Origin of the sequence: Jeotgalibaca dankookensis, assembly GCF_002005405.1 — a bacterium.
GTDB lineage: Bacteria > Bacillota > Bacilli > Lactobacillales > Aerococcaceae > Jeotgalibaca > Jeotgalibaca dankookensis.
Genome location: NZ_CP019728.1, coordinates 1,025,870 through 1,046,088 on the forward strand (window position 1 = coordinate 1,025,870; position 20,219 = coordinate 1,046,088).

At 37.9% G+C, this 20,219-nt stretch carries 18 protein-coding genes; 2 read left to right on the plus strand and 16 right to left on the minus strand.

What is annotated here, in order from left to right:
- Window positions 1-32 precede the first annotated feature (32 nt).
- The 13 genes from BW727_RS05070 to sufC form a co-directional block, all read right to left on the minus strand.
- Entirely contained in the window at window positions 33-1,478 is a 1,446-nt protein-coding gene (locus tag BW727_RS05070; protein WP_062470143.1) for a sialidase family protein, read from the minus strand.
- 212 nt (window positions 1,479-1,690) lie between these two features.
- Entirely contained in the window at window positions 1,691-2,674 is a 984-nt protein-coding gene (locus BW727_RS05075) for a ribose-phosphate diphosphokinase (RefSeq protein WP_149025729.1), read from the minus strand.
- Window positions 2,675-2,765: 91 nt separating this feature from the next.
- The gene (locus tag BW727_RS05080) at window positions 2,766-4,199 is read right to left on the minus strand and encodes a bifunctional metallophosphatase/5'-nucleotidase (protein WP_062470149.1); all 1,434 of its coding nucleotides are present in this window, start codon (window positions 4,197-4,199) and stop codon (window positions 2,766-2,768) included.
- Between the two features lie 115 nt (window positions 4,200-4,314).
- Complete coding sequence (locus tag BW727_RS05085) at window positions 4,315-5,313, minus strand: tRNA dihydrouridine synthase (RefSeq protein WP_062470152.1); 999 nt, start codon at window positions 5,311-5,313, stop codon at window positions 4,315-4,317.
- A 192-nt stretch (window positions 5,314-5,505) separates the two neighbouring features.
- Entirely contained in the window at window positions 5,506-6,516 is a 1,011-nt protein-coding gene (locus BW727_RS05090) for a LacI family DNA-binding transcriptional regulator (protein ID WP_062470155.1), read from the minus strand.
- 6 nt (window positions 6,517-6,522) lie between these two features.
- Window positions 6,523-7,362, minus strand: coding sequence for a carbohydrate ABC transporter permease (locus tag BW727_RS05095; protein ID WP_062470157.1), 840 nt, complete (start codon window positions 7,360-7,362; stop codon window positions 6,523-6,525).
- On the minus strand, window positions 7,362-8,204 hold the full coding sequence (locus BW727_RS05100) for a carbohydrate ABC transporter permease (RefSeq protein ID WP_062470160.1): 843 nt from the start codon (window positions 8,202-8,204) through the stop codon (window positions 7,362-7,364). The genes BW727_RS05095 and BW727_RS05100 overlap by 1 nt, the downstream gene beginning before the upstream one ends.
- Window positions 8,205-8,315: 111 nt before the next feature.
- Window positions 8,316-9,677, minus strand: coding sequence for an ABC transporter substrate-binding protein (locus BW727_RS05105; RefSeq protein ID WP_062470162.1), 1,362 nt, complete (start codon window positions 9,675-9,677; stop codon window positions 8,316-8,318).
- 422 nt (window positions 9,678-10,099) lie between these two features.
- Complete coding sequence (sufB, locus tag BW727_RS05110) at window positions 10,100-11,494, minus strand: Fe-S cluster assembly protein SufB (RefSeq protein WP_062470165.1); 1,395 nt, start codon at window positions 11,492-11,494, stop codon at window positions 10,100-10,102.
- On the minus strand, window positions 11,491-11,946 hold the full coding sequence (sufU, locus tag BW727_RS05115) for a Fe-S cluster assembly sulfur transfer protein SufU (RefSeq protein WP_062470168.1): 456 nt from the start codon (window positions 11,944-11,946) through the stop codon (window positions 11,491-11,493). Before sufU ends, sufB begins: the two co-directional genes overlap by 4 nt.
- A complete protein-coding gene (locus BW727_RS05120; RefSeq protein WP_062470171.1) occupies window positions 11,933-13,165 on the minus strand; it encodes an aminotransferase class V-fold PLP-dependent enzyme in 1,233 nt (410 codons plus the stop codon). The genes sufU and BW727_RS05120 overlap by 14 nt, the downstream gene beginning before the upstream one ends.
- Window positions 13,165-14,439 carry a Fe-S cluster assembly protein SufD gene (sufD, locus tag BW727_RS05125; protein ID WP_062470174.1) on the minus strand — a complete coding sequence of 425 codons (1,275 nt, stop codon included), beginning with the start codon at window positions 14,437-14,439 and terminating at the stop codon, window positions 13,165-13,167. The genes BW727_RS05120 and sufD overlap by 1 nt, the downstream gene beginning before the upstream one ends.
- Before the next feature lie 11 nt (window positions 14,440-14,450).
- On the minus strand, window positions 14,451-15,224 hold the full coding sequence (sufC, locus tag BW727_RS05130) for a Fe-S cluster assembly ATPase SufC (RefSeq protein WP_062470177.1): 774 nt from the start codon (window positions 15,222-15,224) through the stop codon (window positions 14,451-14,453).
- A gap of 222 nt (window positions 15,225-15,446) precedes the next feature.
- On the opposite strand from sufC, the gene BW727_RS05135 reads away from it, so the two are divergent.
- Together BW727_RS05135 and BW727_RS05140 are read left to right on the plus strand one after the other, a co-directional pair.
- Window positions 15,447-16,154, plus strand: coding sequence for a gamma-glutamyl-gamma-aminobutyrate hydrolase family protein (locus tag BW727_RS05135; protein ID WP_227807255.1), 708 nt, complete (start codon window positions 15,447-15,449; stop codon window positions 16,152-16,154).
- A 120-nt stretch (window positions 16,155-16,274) separates the two neighbouring features.
- A complete protein-coding gene (locus tag BW727_RS05140; protein WP_062470183.1) occupies window positions 16,275-17,459 on the plus strand; it encodes an MFS transporter in 1,185 nt (394 codons plus the stop codon).
- 55 nt (window positions 17,460-17,514) lie between these two features.
- Here the strand turns inward: BW727_RS05140 and BW727_RS05145 are convergent, their stop codons facing one another.
- The 3 genes from BW727_RS05145 to BW727_RS05155 all read right to left on the minus strand — a co-directional run bounded on the left by BW727_RS05145 (window position 17,515) and on the right by BW727_RS05155 (window position 20,194).
- Window positions 17,515-17,865: a glycine cleavage system H family protein gene (locus tag BW727_RS05145; RefSeq protein ID WP_062470186.1), complete on the minus strand. Its 351-nt coding sequence runs from the start codon at window positions 17,863-17,865 to the stop codon at window positions 17,515-17,517.
- Between the two features lie 67 nt (window positions 17,866-17,932).
- Window positions 17,933-19,135 (minus strand): FtsW/RodA/SpoVE family cell cycle protein, encoded by a 1,203-nt coding sequence (locus BW727_RS05150; protein ID WP_062470189.1) that lies wholly within the window; start codon window positions 19,133-19,135, stop codon window positions 17,933-17,935.
- A gap of 108 nt (window positions 19,136-19,243) precedes the next feature.
- Window positions 19,244-20,194 (minus strand): YihY/virulence factor BrkB family protein, encoded by a 951-nt coding sequence (locus BW727_RS05155; RefSeq protein WP_062470192.1) that lies wholly within the window; start codon window positions 20,192-20,194, stop codon window positions 19,244-19,246.
- Window positions 20,195-20,219: the final 25 nt, after the last annotated feature.

Genomic DNA, 20,219 nt, shown 5'->3' on the forward strand with positions numbered 1-20,219 from the left:
AATCTTTCGAAATTTTTAATCGTTCTTTATTTTTACTCTTTTTTCATATCTATTAAAAAGTCCCAATTAAATGATTTAAAGACAAGGCAATATTCATTGTATGGGTCAACCGCATGTTCATATAAAATACCAAAGCGATCTTCACCGATTTGTTGCAAGGCATTATACGCAAATTTCCCTTCTTGTATGAGTTTATGGTTAATCCAAGTTAATGAGTTATCCTTTTCTACTCGTGCGAGCCTTACGTAGCCGTTTACACGTTTTGGTCCATTCGCATTAGTCAAGACAACATATTCTTGCCCATCTTGGACAGTTTGAATACTTGAAAGCTGTACATAAACATCGTTGACTTCTTTATAAGTTTCTACCGTTTTATCCCAAGTTAGCCCACCATCATAGCTCGTAGCAACTTGCAATTTTCCTGTCAAGTTTCTCATAAAATATTTTATAACACCACTATTTAATTGAATGACCGTTGACTCCGTGTTTTGAGCTTCTTTGTGATTCATCGTAGAAGAATGAATCACTGATCCATCATCTAATATTCTGCCATCGTTAACAGCATTTCCTGAATGCCAAGTTTCTCCGTGATCATCTGAATAAATGACTCGAGCAGATTGAGAACCGTCTAGTTCATTTTCATGATTAGTAGAATAGGTAGGAATAACGATTCGTCCTTTATAGGGACCAGCGTGTAAAACAATGCCGGTTCCAGGCCCAATACCATAAAATTGCATCCAATCCTCTTTTACTTGGGCAGTAATATCTTTAGGTGTGGACCAAGTGATACCATCATCATCACTATGTGATTCCCATAAATAAATTTTATTAGTAATCCGAAACGGACTGGAACTGTTGGTTCTAAAATAGATATTTCCAATCAATTCGTTTCCTCGATAAATATCTCCTAAGTCACGATAGGGGGAAGTGGTTGAGTTCACAATCACCTGATAGTCGGTTTCGAGACCTTCCGGAGAATAAACTTTTCCTTGCTCTCGAACGGTATATGGCGCTTCTTCTTGGTCTTTATAAAGATTTAAATAACTCTGCCCATTAATTTTCGTATACTGCTTCATTTTTTCTGGAGTTTCTAACATTCCAAAAACACCACGTTCTTCTCCAAACATATCATAAAGCGCAAAGATTCTATCGGTTACAGGATCTTGGACCAGTGCCATGTCTATATTATAAGCGGCGTTATAATCTTTATTTTGTGCTTGTTCATTTTCCTTAAGATCAACTAACTTAATAATCGGGCCCCAGGTTTTACCTTGGTCCTCACTTCTTCTAACTACCATATCGATATTTCCCCAATCATAATGGTGGTCGTGACGTTGATCTGCTCCTGCTATGATTGTTCCCTTATTTGTATATAAAAGAGCGGGAATACGATAACTTTTTATCCCGTCTTCATTTTTTTCGTTATTAATCCCACTCTCAAAAACATTTATTCCTCTTGAAAGATTTGGTTTAGACACATCTATCTCTCCCTTTTTATGTGCTTTAATAAATTGGAGTAATTAAAATAAAAAAATACGAGTTGCATTACTAGTAAACAGAATTACTTAAAACTAACTGTTATTTTAGTACAACGCGTATTTCTAAATTATGCTAAGACGGTCATATGTATTAATTCGTATGCCATACTGACGCACTATTTTTAAACAGTTCCAGTTTCTTTAATATTAAACTATTTCCAACGTCCTTCATATTTCTTCTCAAACAAAGGACTCACAGATTTATTATGGTAAACACGGCTAATAGCATCTGCAAATAGTTCTGAAACAGTAACTTGATCTATTTTATCAATTTGTTTTTCTTCTGGTTGGTAAATAGAGTCCGTAACAACCAATTTTTTTATAGCAGAGTCCTCAATTATTTTCACGGCATTTCCTGATAAAACAGCATGTGTCGCAGCAGCATAAACTTCCTTTGCTTGGTTATCAATTAACGCTTCAGCAGCAGCCGCTAAGGTTTCGCCACTGTCAACAATGTCATCAACTAAAATACAAATCTTATCGTCTACATCACCAATGATATTAACAATTTTAGAGCCATCGCGCATGGATTTCCGTTTGTCGACAATCGCGATGGGTGCTGACAGATATTTAGCGATTCTGCGGGCACGTGAAACACCGCTATGGTTTGGTGCGACGACAACGACACTATCTCCAACAATACCGCGTTCAATAAAATAATCTGCTAGCAAGGAGCCACCTAATAAATGGTCCATAGGAATATCAAAGAATCCTTGAACTTGATCAGCATGCAAGTCTAGTACTACCAAACGCGTGGTACCTGCTCGTTCAAGTAAATTCGCAACTAACTTAGCTGTAATAGGTTCACGTGGACGTGCTTTACGGTCTTGACGCGCATAGCCATAATAGGGTAGCACGACGTTAATGGTCTGTGCACTGGCACGTTTTAAAGCGTCAATCATGATTAATAGTTCCATCAAATGGTTATCGACTGGAGCAGACGTTGATTGGACAATATAAACATGTGCACCCCGGACACTATCTCCAATATTAATGCATGTCTCTCCATCCTTAAACTTCGATACTTCTACGTCTCCCAAATCTATTTCTAAATATTTCGCTATTTTTTCCGCTAAAGGAAGGTTAGAATTAAGTGCAAACACTTTAAGTTTTGAATTTGATTTATTTTCCAATATATACGCCCCCTCTTAATGATGCAAAAAAATGCACCTACTCTCTCATTATGCAACATTCTAGCTAAACTATCTATTGTATTTCCGTTTTATTTTAAACTAAACGAAATGTTCCATTGAGTGATTGGTTATAAACCCCACTATCTAACAAATAGTCTTGCATAGCCTGTACAGCTTTAATATCTAAGTCTCGATGATTTTTGCCGTACTTTTTGGGAACACCTTGATTGGTAACATAGCTAGCTGTATAGGTTTTTTGAAGATTTATTTCATGGTGACCGATAAATAAATTTTGTATTCGTAAACCTTTAGGATTTTCTACTTTAAAGTAACAGTGTAAACCCAATGCTCGCTTTACATACCCACCCATCTGACTGTAAGGGTCATTGGCATACGTATTTTCTAAGTTTTCTTCCAACATTTCCCATATTTCAGCACCTGTTAATTCTACTCTTGATATGGGTGGATTCATGGGAATAATTTGGTAGAGTTCTCTTAAGGTAATATCCCCTTCTACAATAGGAGCGCCATACCGCCAACCATTCGAAAAGGCTACATCTGTTTTTGTATGATGAAGCATGGCTTCTAATAAAAAATTATCCATAGGGGTTTCTAAATTAAATCCACGGTGCAAAATTGTTTTCGTTTCTCCTACCTTGACCGCTAATTTTTGGCGAAAAGGACTGACGGCTTCTTCAATTTTTTCTTTCATAAAAGAATCATCTAAAATGGCTTCCGTTATAGGAATTAACTGGTGATCGACTTTTTTTATAGTGGAGTCTTCATAGGATAAAGTCAGTTTTCCAATAAAGGATCCTTGTGCACCCGATTGAATAATTGTCGTTTGACCGATCTGAACTTTTTTAGCAATGCGATTATGAGTATGGCCACTTAAACAAATATCAATTCCTTCTACTTCAGAAATAAGCTTAACGTCTTGAGGAAAACCTAAATGAGATAAAAGAATAATCGTATCTACACCCTTCCTACGGAGTTCATCCACGTAAGTAGGTAATTCTTGGTTACCCAAAGTAAAATAAATACCTTTACTAAAATGAGCGGGCATTGTTTTATCCACAATGTTACACGCAATCCCAATAATTCCGATTGTAATTCCATCCACCTCAATAATTCGGTAAGGGTCAAAAACGAGTTTGTTTGTCTCTTCATCATAAACATTGCCTGCTAGAACCGGATAGTTCAATGCTTGGTTGATTGCTTTTAAATTTTCCGGACCATAGGCAGTGTCCCAATGAAAAGTCATCGCAGAAAAACTCATATCATTTAAAATAGGAATCATATTCCAACCTTTTGTTGTAACAGCTTCGTAAGTCCCATGAATCGTATCTCCGTTATCGAGGGCAACGACTGGTCCTTCATTTCGAAATTCTTTTAATAAGGTTTGGATTTTCGCATAGCCACCAGCTTTTTCAATCGTGATGCCCCTATCTGTATAAAAAAATTCATTGTGCGTTTCTAAATAACTATGGGTATCATTCACTTGAACAATCGTAATTTTTTTAGCCATTTTTATGCTCCTCTACACTCATTTTATTTCTTTTACTTTAGCACAAATATGTAGCGGTTACGAAAAAATAAAGAACCAAAGAATCCTTAGTCGGATCTTTGGTTCTTTATTTGACTCATCTATTTTCTGTACCCACGAGGGCGCTTTCTTGTAAATGATTTTTCTCAAAATCAGCTAGAATTTCACGTACTTCGTCGGTTGTTTGTGTCTCCATTAATTGTATGCGAAGTGCATTTGCTCCTTTAAATTCACGTAAATAGATTTTGAAAAAGCGACGTAAAGGTTTGAATACGCGCGGTTCTATCACTGAGTACTCATCGAATAAATCAAGATGATATCTGAATAAGTCGATTAATTCTTGTGGACTGTGTTCCCTTACTTCCGGTTCAAATGCAAACGGATTGTGGAAGACGCCACGACCAATCATAACACCGTCTACACCATATTTTTCTACCAATTCCATTCCCATTTGGTGATTTAAAACATCCCCATTTATGGTCAGTAAAGTTTGTGGCGCGATCTCATCTCGCAATTTTTTGATTTCAGGAATTAATTCCCAATGCGCTTCCCCTTGGCTCATTTCTACTTTGGTACGCAAATGAATCGACAGGTTCGCAATATCTTGTTTGAACAAATGGGTTAACCAACCACGCCACTCGTTAATGTCCGCATGGCCTAAACGTGTTTTAACACTGACTGGCAGCCCGCCTGCTTTAGCTGCTTGAATTAACTCTGCGGCGACGTCAGGGCGTTTAATTAAGCCAGCACCTCTTCCATGTTTAAAAACATTTGGTGCCGGGCATCCCATGTTGATATCAATCCCGCGGTAGCCCATCTCAGCCATACCAATACTCATTTCTCTAAAAAATTCCGGTTTATCTCCCCAAATGTGAGCCACAATAGGCTGTTCATCTTCTGTAAATGTTAAGCGACCACGTACACTCTCGTTTCCATCAGGATGGCAATAGCTTTCACTATTGGTAAATTCTGTGAAAAAAACATCAGGACGTGCCGCTTTACTAATCACATGACGAAAGACAACATCCGTCACATCCTCCATCGGTGCCAATATAAAAAATGGTCGTTTTAATTCTTGCCAAAAATTATCTTTCATCTCATATTCCTTTCTTATAAAAATCAAAAAGCAGCAAGCGCCGCTCCTTATTCCTTACATATCTATATGTTTAAATAAATTCATTTAGCAATTATGAATAATACCACACTAATATAAAGGATTAAAGTAACTTGTTTGATAAATAAAAAAATTCTAAGTGATTATAAAATCACTCAGAATTCTTATAGGGTACTAACAAGAAGAACGAATAACAATCTCGTAAGGGATAATACTATGACTGACTGGTTCTTCAGGGTTTTTTATACGTTTAACAAGTTGACTAATCGCTTCTAAGCCCAAATCAAAGATATGAATATCCACCGATGACAAAGGCGGGTTTGATAAAACCGAAAATATTGTGTTGTTAAAGCTGAGTATGGCAACATCTTCAGGAATACGTAAACCCTCTTCATTTAAACTTTGCATCACTCCCATTGCCATTAAATCATCTGTTACAAGAACCGCTGTTGGTAGTTCCTTTAAAGCTAGTAGCTTTTCAACCGCGTGTTTCCCTCCTTCGATTAGAAAATCATCAAAAATAATATAATCTTCTTGAATAGGGATATTGGCTTCTTTCAATGCTTGTTTATAACCGGCTAAACGCTTATTGGTTACCATTAAGCCATTGACACCACCAATAAAAGCAATTTTTTTATGGTTCAGGTGAATCAAACCCTCTGTTCCTTCTTTTGCCGCTAAACAATTATCGTTGTCTACATAGGTAATATGATCCGGTTTACTAGTAGGTTGACCTACTAAAACAAAAGGAATATTTTGTTCTAGTAGATAATCAATGATAGGATCGTCCTGTCTGGAGTACAAGAGAATAAGCCCATCCACTCGTTTCCCTTGAACCATTTGAACCACATCGTTCAAAATCTCTTCTTCTGTTTTACCAGTCGTTAATTGGATGCCGAATTTTTCGTCATGTGCGCCTTCACTGATGGCACGTAGGACTTCCGTAAAGAATGGATTTTGAAAGGCAGTATCCCCAGAACTTGGAAAAACTACACCAATAACACTGGTGCTCTGATTCACTAAACTACGTGCAATAAAATTAGGATGGTATCCCAGTTCTTTCATAGCTAACCGCACTTTTTCTTTAGTTTTTTGACTAATTCTCGGGTTATCCGAAATTACGCGTGAAACAGTTGAAGGAGAAACATTGGTAGCGTCTGCTACGTCTCGAATAGTAACTGCCATCAAAAATCACCCTTTCACAGCACCAGAACTGATACTCTTAATGATGTGTTTTTGACTGGACAAGTAGAAAATGACTACCGGAATGATTGCGAGTACGAGTAAGGCCATCAAAGCACCATAGTCAGTATTTCCGTATGATCCTTGTAGGTATTGGATTGCTACTGGAATTGTCTTATACTCTGTACCCAGCAAGAGATAAGGAAGCAAATAGTCATTCCAAATCCACATCGCATTTAAAATCGCAACGGTAATAACGGTTGGTTTTAAAATTGGTAAGACGACTAAGAAGAAAGTACGAATCGGTCCACAACCATCGATAATCGCTGCTTCTTCGATTTCTTTCGGCACAGATTTGATAAACCCTGTAAAGACAAAAACCGATAAACCAGAACCAAAGCCTAGATATACAAAAATGATTCCAAGCGGATTATCAAGGTGTAACTGATTTGAGAACCAAGTTAAAGTGAACATAACCATTTGGAAAGGAACAATCATCGAGAAAACAAACAAATAGTAAAGCGATGTTGTAAATTTATTTTTGACCCGGACGATAAACCAAGCAGTCATAGATGTTAATAAGACGATGGTTCCAACGGAAAAAACAGTTATAAAAATGGAGTAAGCAAATGCTTGCCAGAAATCAACGGTTTCAATTCCTCTGATATAGTTTTCAAACCCTACAAAGGTTTGGGCGTTTGGCAATGAGAAAAGGTCTTCACTAATATATAGTTTTCCTTTAAAAGAGTTTATAGCAATCAAAAATATCGGTGCTAAAAACAAGAGTGCCAAAAAGAATAAGACGATAAACCAGATAATATTACTACGTTTTTTTAGTTTTGTTTCCATTAATTTTCGACCTCCCGACTACGAGTCAGATACACTTGCGTGATGGATATAATTCCCACAATAATAAAGAAGATAACAGCTTTGGCTTGTCCAACGCCTTCCCAGCCCATACGACCATAGAAGGTCTTATAGATATTCAAAGCTACCATGGTAGTCTGTTCTGCTGGAGCACCATTTGTTAAAGCCAAGTTTTGGTCAAAGAGTTTAAAGGAGTTGGTCAAGGTTAAGAACAAGTTAATCGTTGCGGATGGAAGGACGAGTGGCAAAATAATACTTTTTAAGGTTTGAAATTTGCTGGCACCATCAATTTTAGCAGCTTCTAGTAAATCATTTGAAATGTTTTGAATACCGGATATATAAATAACCATCATGTACCCAATCATTTGCCAGTTCATCATAACAACGAGTCCCCAGAAACCGTAATCCGGATTATAAGTAATAGTTACTCCAAAACCATAAAGAATAGTATTAATGATAGCTAACCAAACATAACCCAGAACAATCCCACCAATAAGGTTAGGCATAAAGAAAACGGTTCGATAAAGCTTGGTGCCTTTGATAGTACCTGTTAAAAGGAGTGCCAGTAAGAACGCTAACACGTTAACAGAGATAACAGAGACAACCGTAAATTTAACTGTAAACCACAACGCACTCATAAAACTAGGATCTGCAAAAGCTTTGCGGTAGTTCTCAAACCCTACCCAAGAAGCATCCACAACCGTTTTAAATTCAGTAAATGATAAATAAAGGCCTAACAAGAAAGGGATTAAGAAAGCTAATACAAAGGCAATGAGTGTCGGCCCGACAAAAATTGGAAAATATTTTTTTAGTGACTTATGCAAGATAATTCCCTCCTATACAAAACAAGCTAAACATGTGACTGCCTTATAATAAGATTAGTCCTCCCAGATATATCTAAGAAGACTAATCAAAAAGGCTATTTAATTAATCGTTTATTGTGCAAATGAAGCTTCTCTTGCCCATGACTCAACCATGGTATCTTTTACTTCTTCCCATGAAGTTTGACCTTGTGCATACATCAATAGTGCATTACCAAAATCATTCTTAAATGTTTCACTTGGGAAGGTTGTAAATGTCCAAGGAATATTTGTTTTAGAATCATCAGCCATATAGCTTAAGATATCTTGTGCCAATGGATCTTCTGGATATTCGTCGTCGCCAAAGGTACTAAATGTTGGAATAAATCCGAATTCATTCACAACATAGTCTTTTCCTTCGTCTGAGTTATACATCCATTCTACAAAGTCTAGAGATGCTTGGATATCTGCTTCGTCAGCTTTATTGTTAATTGCTAAGAAGTTTTCAGTCCCAACCGCTAACCCTTGATCTTCTTCACCTTCAACACCTGTATAGATTGGCATGAATTTCACGTCTTCTTCATTTACAACGTTTCCTTCTGTACCTTCAATTTGACCCCAGCCCCAGTTACCATTTTGAACCATTGCAGATTGTCCAAGAGCAAATTCTGTCATAGAGTCTGTTGTTGTTTTACTACCTAATAAATTTGGTTCGGTTGTAGAATTGTTAAGGTATAAGTCGAAGATATTTTGGAATTCATCTGAATAAGTAAATTCAAGGTCATCCAAAGCTTTTACATCTTTGTCTTGATATTCATAGTGGATTGGCATGTTAGCCAAGTGCGTTTGCCATCTCCATTGCTCACCAGACGCAAGTGATGTAGATGAGAAGACACCTTGAATGCCGAGTTCGTCTTTAAGCGTTGTCATATCTTCTGTTACTTCTTTTAGCGCTTCAAAATTATTAATTTCTTCCATAGAGTTGTAATCAGTAGTTTTATTATCAGAGGCAAAGTAATCTTCCATAATTGCTTCGTTATAAATAATACCATAGCCTTCTACTGTTACAGGAACACCGTAAACGCCATCATCTTCGCCAGTGATTGCTAATTCTTTATCTGTTAACCAATCGTAAACCTCTGTATCAGATAGATCCATTGTATAGTCTTTCCAGTTTTCATAACCAATTGGTCCATTAATGAAGAAAACAGTTGGTGGTGCTGATTTAGCAATTTCAGATTTAAGCGTTTGCTCGTACGTTCCACCTGCTGCTGTAACCATCTTAACTTCGACACCTGTTTCGTCAGTATATTGTGCTGCTAACTCTTCAATTTTGTCAGCAATTTCAGGTTTAAAGTTTAAATAATAAACAGATCCATCAGCAGTAGAAGCTGTTTCGCCACTTCCAACTGTTTCATTTTCAGCATCTCCAGCACATGCTGCTAGTAATGTCATAGCACCAACAGTGGTTAATAAAGTTAGGAATTTTTTATTCATTCAATATCGCTCCCATTCATATGTTTTTTATTTTAAATAAGATAAAAACAAATCTTTTATACTTGATTGTCCGATCGCTCTTTACAACCTCCCTCTCTTTTTGTGTATACCAGTAGCGACGTATATTCTTTGTAATCGATTTCATAGTTACCTGAAAAATTTGAGCAAGCGTTTGCACTACACCCATAGAATAGCATGTTTTATTTTATTGAGCAACTACATTTAGATTAGAATTTTATCATTTAGTAGAAACTCGCCTTACTGTAAGAATAAAGCCGCCACAGAAATTTGTGTTCATTTGTTATTATTTGTGCTTTATTTATGAATAAGTACTTAGTTCATTTGCATATTGTGCGTTTTTAAATCATTATCAAACAAAAGACTCAGAAATATTTTCCTATTTCTGAGTCTTATTTATAAATTTATCCTACTGACCCTTCCATCTCATAAGAGATGAGACGGTTTAATTCAACGGCATACTCCATGGGAAGTTCTTTAGTAAAGGGTTCGACAAACCCCATGATAATCATTTCAGTTGCTTCTTCTTCGGAAAGTCCTCTACTCATTAAATAATAGAGTTGTTCTTCTGATACTTTAGAAACTTTTGCTTCGTGTTCGAGTGAGACATTACCATTATGAATCTCGTTATATGGAATGGTATCAGAACTAGATAATTCATCCATAATAATGGTGTCACACTCAATATGGGAAATCGATCCAGCAGAGTTTTTCCCAAACCGTACAAGTCCGCGGTAGTTAACGGCACCACCATCCCGAGCAATGGATTTTGAAACAATTGATGACGAGGTATTAGGTGCATTATGAATCATTTTAGCCCCTGCATCTTGAATTTGGTCTTTACCGGCAAAAGCTGCTGATAACATGGTCCCGCGCGCACCACGACCATTTAAATGAATACTTGGGTATTTCATAGTTACTTTCGATCCAATGTTCCCGTCGATCCATTCCATCGTGGCGTTCTCATAAGCATGGGCACGTTTGGTCACCAGGTTATAGACATTTTTAGACCAGTTTTGAATGGTTGTATAGCGACAATAGGCATTTTTTTTAACAATAATTTCAACGATTGCGGCATGCAGGGAGTTAGCTGTATAGGTAGGTGCGGTACATCCTTCAACGTAATGAATACTTGCGCCTTCATCTACAATAATTAATGTGCGTTCAAATTGACCAGATCCTTCATTGTTCAAACGGAAATAAGTCTGCAAGGGTACATCACAACGAACACCTTTAGGCACATAAATAAAAGTTCCACCAGACCAAACGGCTGAATTTAGTGCAGCTTGGTAATTATCGGTTGGAGGGACAATCGTTCCAAAATGTTCTTTAAATAACTCGGGATACTCTTTTAACGCACTATCCGTGTCCATAAAGACAATTCCTAACTTAGAGAACTCTTCCTTCATATTGTGATAAACAGCCTCTGACTCATACTGGACCGCTGCTCCTGCTAAGTAAGCACGCTCGGCTTCAGGAACCCCGATTCTTTCGAAGGTATCTTTAATTTCTTGAGGGACATCATTCCAACTGCGGGCTACTTGGTCGGTAGCAGTTTGATAATAAGTAATATCATCAAAATCTAAACCGGATAAATCAGGTCCCCAGTCTGGTTTTTTTGCTCTTTGGTAAGCTTCAAGAGATTTTAATCGGTAATCCAGCATCCATTGAGGCTCTTCCTTTTTCTTAGATATCTCACGAACAACTGCTTCAGTTAAGCCTTTTCCTGTTGTATAGAGAATTTCTGCATCATCATGAAAGCCAAATTTGTAATCATCAACGATAGGTACTTCGCTCATTTACTCTCCTCCTTTGCATTTTGAGTGGGATTTAGTAGCATCCGTTCTAGAGCCTTCCAAGAAAGAGTCGCACAGCGAATACGTGCAGGGAATTTAGCTACACCACTCAAAACTTCCGCGTCACCTAAGTGCGAGTCTTCTAATTCAGCACCTTGAACTAACAAGAGAAATTCTTCAATCATTTGTTTGCTTTCATCTATGGTTTTGCCTTTAATTTGTTCGGTCATCATACTAGCACTGGCGGTACTAATTGAACAACCGTGTCCAGTAAAGCTCACATCCTCAATCCGATCATCCACCAGGCGTAGGTGTAAATGAATGACATCCCCGCAAGTTGGGTTGTCTAATTCAAGCGAGCCTGTTGCTTGATCCAAGGCACCAAAGTTTCGGGGGCGGGAGGAGTGATCGAGAATTACTTGACGGTATAAACTTTCTAATCTAGATAAAGCCATTTGTAAAAAACTCCTTTACACGAACGAGAGAGGTAAGAAATTGATCTGCTTCTTCTAAAGTATTATAAAAGTAAAAACTTGCACGCGTCGTAGCGGGAACATCTAAATAGCGCATTAAAGGTTGGGCACAATGATGGCCTGCCCGAACCGCTATTCCTTCCATATCAAATCCAGTTGCGACATCATGGGGATGCACACCATCGATATTAAAGGTCACAATCCCACTATGTTTTTTAGGGTCTTCTGGTCCAAATATCGTAATGCCTTCTATTTCTCGCATCTTAGGAAGCACGTAAGCCATAAGCTCTTGTTCATGGGCGGCAATCTGGTCCATCCCAATTTCAGTTAAATAATCAATAGCTGCTTTCAGTCCAATAGCCCCAGCAATATTAGGCGTTCCGCCTTCAAACTTAAAAGGCAGTTCACTCCAAGTTGCGTCTTGTTCATATACAAAAGCAATCATTTCACCACCAAATTCGACTGGTTCCATTTGGTTTAATAATGCTTCTTTCCCGTATAAGACACCAATACCGGTTGGACCGCTCATCTTATGACCACTGAATGCAAAAAAGTCTATATCTAAGGCTTGAACATCTACGGGCAGATGTGGAGCACTCTGAGCGCCATCGACGACAATATAACCTCCTACCGCGTGGATTAAACCGGCTAATTCCTTAATAGGATTGGTCGTTCCCAGAACGTTTGATACATGCGTCACTGCTAGAATTTTACCTTTTTGGCTAATTGCTTCTTTTGCAGCTTCTAAGTCGACACTACCGTCTTTTGTCAGGGGCAAATAATGCAAATGAGCCTTTTTACGTTTGGCAAGTTGTTGCCAAGGAACAATATTCGAATGGTGTTCTAGTGGCGTGATATAAATCTCATCCCCCGCTTCTACTACCAAATCACCTAAACTATAGGCCAGCCAATTTAAGGAAGTTGTAGTTCCTTTTGTAAAAATAACCTCTTTGGTTGATTGTGCATGGATAAACGCACGTATACCCTCACGAGCCTCTTCGTACTGACGGGTTGCTCGCTCACTTAAGGTATGAACCCCCCGGTGAACATTAGCATTGTCATGCGTATAGTACTTTTCGATTGCTTCAATTACTTGCTTGGGTTTTTGTGTGGTAGCGGCATTATCTAAATAAATAAGTAATTCGTCATTCACTTCTTGAAATAAAATTGGAAAGTCCTGTCTAATTCTTTGAACGTCCATTAGCTTCCCTTCTTTCTCAACTTCTTATCAATCATAGTAATTAATCCGTCACGAATTTCTTTAATCGGGATGGCTGCAATAACAGTCCCCAAAAATCCGCGAATCACTAAGCGTTCTGCTTCTTCTTGTGAGATACCACGACTGGTCAAGTAAAATAATTGCTCTGGGTCGACCCGCCCAACGCTGGCAGCGTGGCCAGCAGTCACTTCATTCTCATCAATTAATAAGAGCGGGTTAGCGTCACCTTTAGCATTTTCAGATAACATTAAGATTCGGCTCTCTTGTTGGGCATCGGCACCCTTTGCACCTTTGATAATATGACCAATTCCATTAAAAGTTAATGTAGAGCGATCTAATATAACCCCATGTTGCAAGATATGACCGATTGAATGTTTTCCATAGTTGGTTACCCGTGTATCTAATGCTTGGATTTGGTTACCGGTGGAAACCGCTACCGCCTTAATTTCACTGTGGGACCCGTCTCCAATCAAATCAGAATCAAAATCAGCAATAATATTGCCGTCATTCATAACCCCAATGGCCCATTCAATCGAAGCATCTCTTTCTAAGTAGCCACGTCGATTCAAATAAGCAGTGGTATGGACGCCCAGATGGTCAACTGCTGAATATTTAACTTTAGCGCCAGGTTTTGCAATCACTTCAACGATGATATTAGCACTGTTTGCCTGGTTACCTTCTGTTTCAAAATTTTCAACATAAGTTAACGCACTATTAGTGTCCGCCACAATAAGAATATGCTTATTGTAGGCTTCTTTAACAAAGCTATTTTGAATAAATAATGATTCAATCGGCTCTTCAATGATGACGTTTTTTGGCACATAGAGAAATAATCCACTGTTGACATAGGCCGCATGATAGCCGGTCAGATTGTTCTCGTTAGGTTGGACGGCTTTTGTCATATAATAACGTTGAACTAATTTAGGATAGTCCCTTACGGCAGTAAATAAATCCGTAAAAATAACACCGGCATCAATTAATTCTTGTGGTAATTGTTCCATAATGGTTTCTTTTCCATATTGGACTATTTTGGCGCGGTCGCTTGTACCGTATTGATATTGTTGGCTGCGGTAAAGCTCATCACCGTATTCTGTATCTATTTGTGTATCAGTTAAAGGCCAGCGGTGAAATTTTACTTTTTCAATACTTGGCAAGGCTAAGTGTTCAAATTGCGCTAGATTTTGAAGGCGAAAATCTTGCATCCAACTTGGTTCTTCTTTGAAAGCAGAAAACAAACGGATATTTACGTCACTCATCTTGTTTCCTCCTAATCTTCCATTATTTCAATGTCAAGACCTAACTCGTCTCGAATTCCACGGTAACCTTCTGCTTCTAAACGTTTGGCTAAACTAGCATCACCAGACTTCACAATTTTTCCATCCATCATGATATGGACAAAAGTCGGTTCGACATAATTTAATAGGCGTTGATAATGGGTAATAATTAAAACACCAAAGTCATCACCAAGCATAGCGTTAATCCCTTTAGAAACCACTTTTAGGGCATCAATATCTAAACCGGAGTCAATCTCATCTAAAAGGGCAAAAGCTGGTTCAATCATCATTAATTGCAAGATTTCATTCCGTTTTTTCTCGCCACCAGAAAACCCTTCGTTTAAATAGCGCTCAGCCATTTCTTCTGGCATATCTAATGTCGCCATATGCTTATCTAGTTTTTTAATAAAATCCATGACCGACATTTTATCGTTCTCACCCAAGCGTGCATTAATGGCGGCGCGCATAAACTCGGCATTGGTAACGCCGGTAATTTCACTAGGATACTGCATAGCGAGGAACAATCCAGCTCGTGCCCGTTCATCTACGGCCATTCCCAAAACATTCTCGCCATCCAGTAAAATCTCACCTTGAGTTACTTGGTAACTGGGATGACCCATGATAGCTTGTGAAAGTGTCGATTTACCAGTCCCATTTGGACCCATAATAGCGTGAATTTCACCGGAATGAATTACCAAATTGACGCCTTTCAAAATTTCTTTATCTTCTATAGAAACATGCAGATTCTTTATTTCCAAAACAGACATGTTTATGCCTCCTTATTTTATCTCGTTACTGACCATCTATAAGCACATAAAACCTTTTATATAAAACGATTTCTATCAATAAATTATACTACTAAAAGTAACACTCAGGAAGTCTTTAGTCAATGTTAGGAGCCAGTTCAAAAGCTTTCAAAAAGTATAAAAGTATGCGATAATGAAAAAACTATTTTATAGGAGGCGATTACAATAAAACCAATTATTGGTATATCGGGTACACAAATATTATCACCAACGAGTGAATTCGAAGGGACTTTAGTTGCTTATACTCCGCAATTTTATATTGATAATATCCAAACAGCTGGTGGGACCCCCATCATGTTACCAGTTGGAACAGCTGAAGATGCAAAAAATATGGTTCAATTAATTGATACATTGGTATTAACCGGTGGACATGATGTCGATCCCGATTCTTATGGTGAGAACCCTCACCCCAAATTGAACGGTATCTTCCCTAAACGTGATACCTTTGATATGGCCCTTCTTGAAGCGGCACTAAAAAAAGGAATTCCTGTTTATGGTGTTTGCCGTGGGATGCAAATTATCAACGTTTACTTTGGTGGTAGCTTATATCAAGATTTAGAGAGTCAGTATGAAGGTGACCTGATGCTGCATGTTCAAAGTGGCGCCCTCGATGTCCCTGTTCATTACGTAACCGTCCGCGAAGAAAGTCGTTTGATTGAAATGACAGGACCCAACCCCAAAGTGAATACCTTACATCACCAAGGGATTAAAAAGATCGGTGATGGTCTAAAGGCAGTTGCTTATAGTAGCGATGGTATGATTGAAGCCTTTGAATCAATTGATTCCGCCCAAAACATACTCGCTGTTCAATGGCATCCAGAAATTTTAGCTGCTTTTGATCCAGCCTGCCAAGCCTTTTTCAAAGATATTGTTAACAAAGCAAAAGATTAATTTATAAATCAAGAGGTATATCACTATGATATGGCCTCTTTTGTTTTTATTAACGCTCTTACTCCTCTATAATGATAATTAACGGTTAACTTCTAAAACCTAATGAGGAGGCATTACTTTTTGAAAAATGGTTCATTTTATTCAAAACTAAGTCCTGATAATCAGTATATTGTAAAAATCGCCTACTATGCATTTGCAGTAAATGGGCTATTTGGTATGATTATGGGTTCTTTATTGCCCTATATAAGTGATGCCTATAACTTAAGCGATACCGTTAGTGGGTCACTCTTATCCTCCCACTACATTGGCAATTTATTAGCGAGTTTCATCGCTGGAGTTTTACCTCTCTATATGGGGCGAAAAAGAGCTATTGTTTTCTTAACAAGTTTCGTAACAGCTGGTTTTTTATTAATGATTTTCACGGGTAATCCTTTTTTATTACTCCTATCTTTTTTCTTTACAGGTTTAACGCGTGGGAGTATTTCGAATTTTAACAATAGTATCATCAACGAGGTTTCTAATAGCAGTCCGGCCGCAATGAGCTTTTTACACAGTATTTTTGCTATTGGTGCGCTTTTAGCGCCCTACCTCGTTATGGGATCTGTTAAACTAGCGGGTGAGAACGGTTGGCGTTTGGCAGGAGCAATTATTGTTGCCCTAACGGCTCTTTCTGTTTATTTCTTCTCACAAATGAAATTAAAAGATGGCCCGGTCCAACAAAAGAAAAAAGTTGCTTCTTATCATTTTATGAAACAAAAAGAATTTTGGATTTTATCCGGCATTTTATTCTTTTATTTATGTGGAGAATCAACCATTAATGGCTGGTTAGTAAAATATTTTGTTGACTCTGGTATTTTAACAATTGGCTACTCCCAGTTTTTAGCTTCACTTTTATGGATTGGGATGTTAGTAGGTCGTTTAACAGTAGCTGCGCAAGGACAACGCTATTCCCGTACCAATCAACTCTATCTTTTTGCTTTTACGACTACTCTATTGTTTATCGTTTTACTGTCGTCACGGAATTCATTGGTTATTACCTTTGCGATACTAGGACTTGGTTTATCTATGGCAGGAATTTACCCGACTACTATTGCTGCTACAGGCGGTTTTATCAAAGACTATCCTATGGCAATGGGTGTCATTTTAGTCCTTGGTAACATCGGCTCAATTGTGATGCCAACGATTACTGGTGCCTTATCAGATCGGTTTGGTATTTTTTATGGAATGGCCGTGATTGCTGTGGCTTTAGTCTTGATGATTCTCTGTGTTTTCCTCTACCAACGCGACCAAAAACAAACCGTATAATAAAACGATCAGACGCCTATCCGGAATGGATAGAAATCTGATCGTTTTTACTTTTTTAGAGGCCAGACTGATTTCCCAAAGCTAAAAACGCTTCTTCAGATACAGCAGTCATCTTAACAATCCAATTTTTTTGGATATCTGGACTGTCTAACTGACTAGGATCGTCTTCTAGGCCCTCATTTACTTCAATAATTGTTCCTGAAACAGGTGCCGGTAATTCTGTCACTGCTTTTGCGGCCTCCACACCAATCAGCACCTCATCTTTTTGGATAGGGCCTTCTGCTGGTAAATCCACAAAGCTTACTTCGCCTAAATCATCTTGCCCCTTATCTGAAAGACCAATGATGTAGTGAGTTTCTTTCTTTTCTACCCAAAATCCTTCTTGACTATATTTTATCTCTGACATTCTACGACCTCCATCATTTTCATATACTTCTTCATTATAACCAACAAAAACCAACAAAGATATTTTTTTACTTTATTCCGTAGTGTTCTTCATCTTCCGATAGCATATAACTATTATAGTGAAAGCGCATGGACATCACGAGTCCAATGGCTAGCATATTTCCTAATAAAGCTGAGCCTCCTTGCGAAATGAACGGCAATGGAATACCGGTAATTGGCAACAGTCCGATTGTCATTCCGACATTTTCCAAAACGTGGAAGAGAATCATCATGATAACACCAGCAGTCATATAGGCATAAAACTCATTTTTTGTATCAAAACAAATACGAATCATTTGATAAATTAATAGAAAATAGATAAAAATTAAAAAACAACCACCGATAAACCCAAAGTTTTCTCCAATAGTTGAAAAGATCATATCGGATTCACGAACCGGCACATATACTTCTGAAACGCCTAGCCCTTTTCCGAATAATTGACCCGATCCAATGGCTTTCATACTCTGAGCTAACTGGAAGGCATCTCCACGACTATCTCCGAAAGGATTTAGCCAAGAATCAATACGCGCAAATTGATAGGGCATGAAGCCTAAATTAAGTAGAATGTTACGATTATAAATAACTAAATAAATTAAGAATGCACCGATCACACCGATAAAGCTAAAGAGTGGCATTAATATTTTCCAACTAATTCCTGATAGAAGTGTCATCCCAATAATAATAGCTAAGTAAACCAGAACCGTTCCTAAATCATTTTGTGCCATAATCAATACCAAAAGTGGCAGTGACCATAGCCCAATACGCAGAATTAGTTTCCCGTCTGTTTTAACAGTCCGTTCTGGCGTATCCATATTATGTTGGGTAATAACACGCCCTAGCATCATAATCAGTGATATTTTCACAACTTCTGAAGGTTGAAATGACACGGAACCGATCACAAACCAACTCTTGGCGCCTTGCATGATATAACTCGTGCGGTCATAAAAAATCAAGATTAATATTAATAAGACAACTCCGATACCATAGGCAATCGGTGCCAGTTTCCACAGCTGTTCCGAATCAAAAAACATCATCACACCTGCCGCAACGCTCCCAATAATATACCAAAGCATATGCATCAGAGTGGGCCTTAAACTTGGCGTCCCACTCATTAAATAAGTGGTCGAATAAATCGTTAAAAAACTAATAAGAGCTAGAAGGATAATAGACAGGATAATGCCATAATCAATCTTTGATACATCCGACTTCGATTTTAATTGTTGGTTTCTCATAAATATTTCCTTTCTGTTCGACACATACTTCATTCAATCATTATATAGAACAATGTCTTAAAAAAAAAGCGGTAATCCCAGAAGTATCCAGAATTACCGTTCTGACTATTAGTGTGACGTGTGAGTATCTTTGAATAAAGCGCGTTTTAGAACTTGTTTAGGCATTAACGCTTGGCCATTTTCTGAGTAAATTATCGACACATATGGAAAATTTTTATCAACTGGTTCTTCGTGCGCGTGTTTATAATCGTATATGATAACGTTCAAAACGCCGCCTAGTATAAAAACAATTCCTAAGAGGTAGAGCCAAATCATCAAGACGATAAAGACGCCAATGGTACCCGTTCCGATGGATGCTCCACCCGCCAAACTAATATAAAGCGAAAATAATTGTGAAACCAACAAGAAACCTAGTGTAGTCAAAATCGCTCCGGGTACCGCATATTTTAGTGGCCATTTTACGTTAGGAATAAAGTAATAGATAAAGGTCATAATGATAATCAATATACCAAACGCCACAATCCATCTAAAGTATTCAAAAGCCGTTATAATACCTAAAATATCAATCGGGATTAAAGATTGAATAAGCTCTAAAATTTCACGTCCAAACACAAAAATAAAGGCAACTGCACCAACTAAACTAACCATTAACAACACGGTTAAGAAGGAGAAGATACGTGAAATAATAAAGTTTTTCCGCTCATCCGCATCATAAACTTGATTTAAAACACGTTGAAAGACGGTAAAGGCTTTAGAGGCAGGCCACAGAGAAATAATAATCCCAATTGAAATCGCCCCGCCATTTCCACCCTCTAGATAACCTTCTAAAATAGGAAGAATGATGGTAGCTACTTGGTCAGGGACACCTAACTCGACATATTCTAGTACTTGATCCGTTGGAATTGGTAAAAAAGGAATAAAATTGGCGAGTGCTAATAATAAGGGAAACAAAGCTAATAAAACATAGTAAGCCAGCTCCGCTGCTTGTCGGCCAATTTCCGCTCGTTTAAAATGTTCTAATATAATCGTTACTGTATTTGGAAGCTTTAGGCTTTTCATTCTGCTCCACCCTTTTCTAAAATTT

Coding starts and splice junctions, on each gene's coding strand:
- BW727_RS05080 (WP_062470149.1), bottom strand. CDS start 4,199: ATGGCTAAAAAAATTACGATTGTTCAAGTGAATGATACCCATAGTTAT.
- BW727_RS05085 (WP_062470152.1), bottom strand. CDS start 5,313: ATGAAAGATAATTTTTGGCAAGAATTAAAACGACCATTTTTTATATTG.
- BW727_RS05090 (WP_062470155.1), bottom strand. CDS start 6,516: ATGGCAGTTACTATTCGAGACGTAGCAGACGCTACCAATGTTTCTCCT.
- BW727_RS05095 (WP_062470157.1), bottom strand. CDS start 7,362: ATGGAAACAAAACTAAAAAAACGTAGTAATATTATCTGGTTTATCGTC.
- BW727_RS05105 (WP_062470162.1), bottom strand. CDS start 9,677: ATGAATAAAAAATTCCTAACTTTATTAACCACTGTTGGTGCTATGACA.
- sufB (WP_062470165.1), bottom strand. CDS start 11,494: ATGAGCGAAGTACCTATCGTTGATGATTACAAATTTGGCTTTCATGAT.
- sufU (WP_062470168.1), bottom strand. CDS start 11,946: ATGGCTTTATCTAGATTAGAAAGTTTATACCGTCAAGTAATTCTCGAT.
- BW727_RS05120 (WP_062470171.1), bottom strand. CDS start 13,165: ATGGACGTTCAAAGAATTAGACAGGACTTTCCAATTTTATTTCAAGAA.
- sufD (WP_062470174.1), bottom strand. CDS start 14,439: ATGAGTGACGTAAATATCCGTTTGTTTTCTGCTTTCAAAGAAGAACCA.
- sufC (WP_062470177.1), bottom strand. CDS start 15,224: ATGTCTGTTTTGGAAATAAAGAATCTGCATGTTTCTATAGAAGATAAA.
- BW727_RS05145 (WP_062470186.1), bottom strand. CDS start 17,865: ATGTCAGAGATAAAATATAGTCAAGAAGGATTTTGGGTAGAAAAGAAA.
- BW727_RS05150 (WP_062470189.1), bottom strand. CDS start 19,135: ATGAGAAACCAACAATTAAAATCGAAGTCGGATGTATCAAAGATTGAT.
- BW727_RS05155 (WP_062470192.1), bottom strand. CDS start 20,194: ATGAAAAGCCTAAAGCTTCCAAATACAGTAACGATTATATTAGAACAT.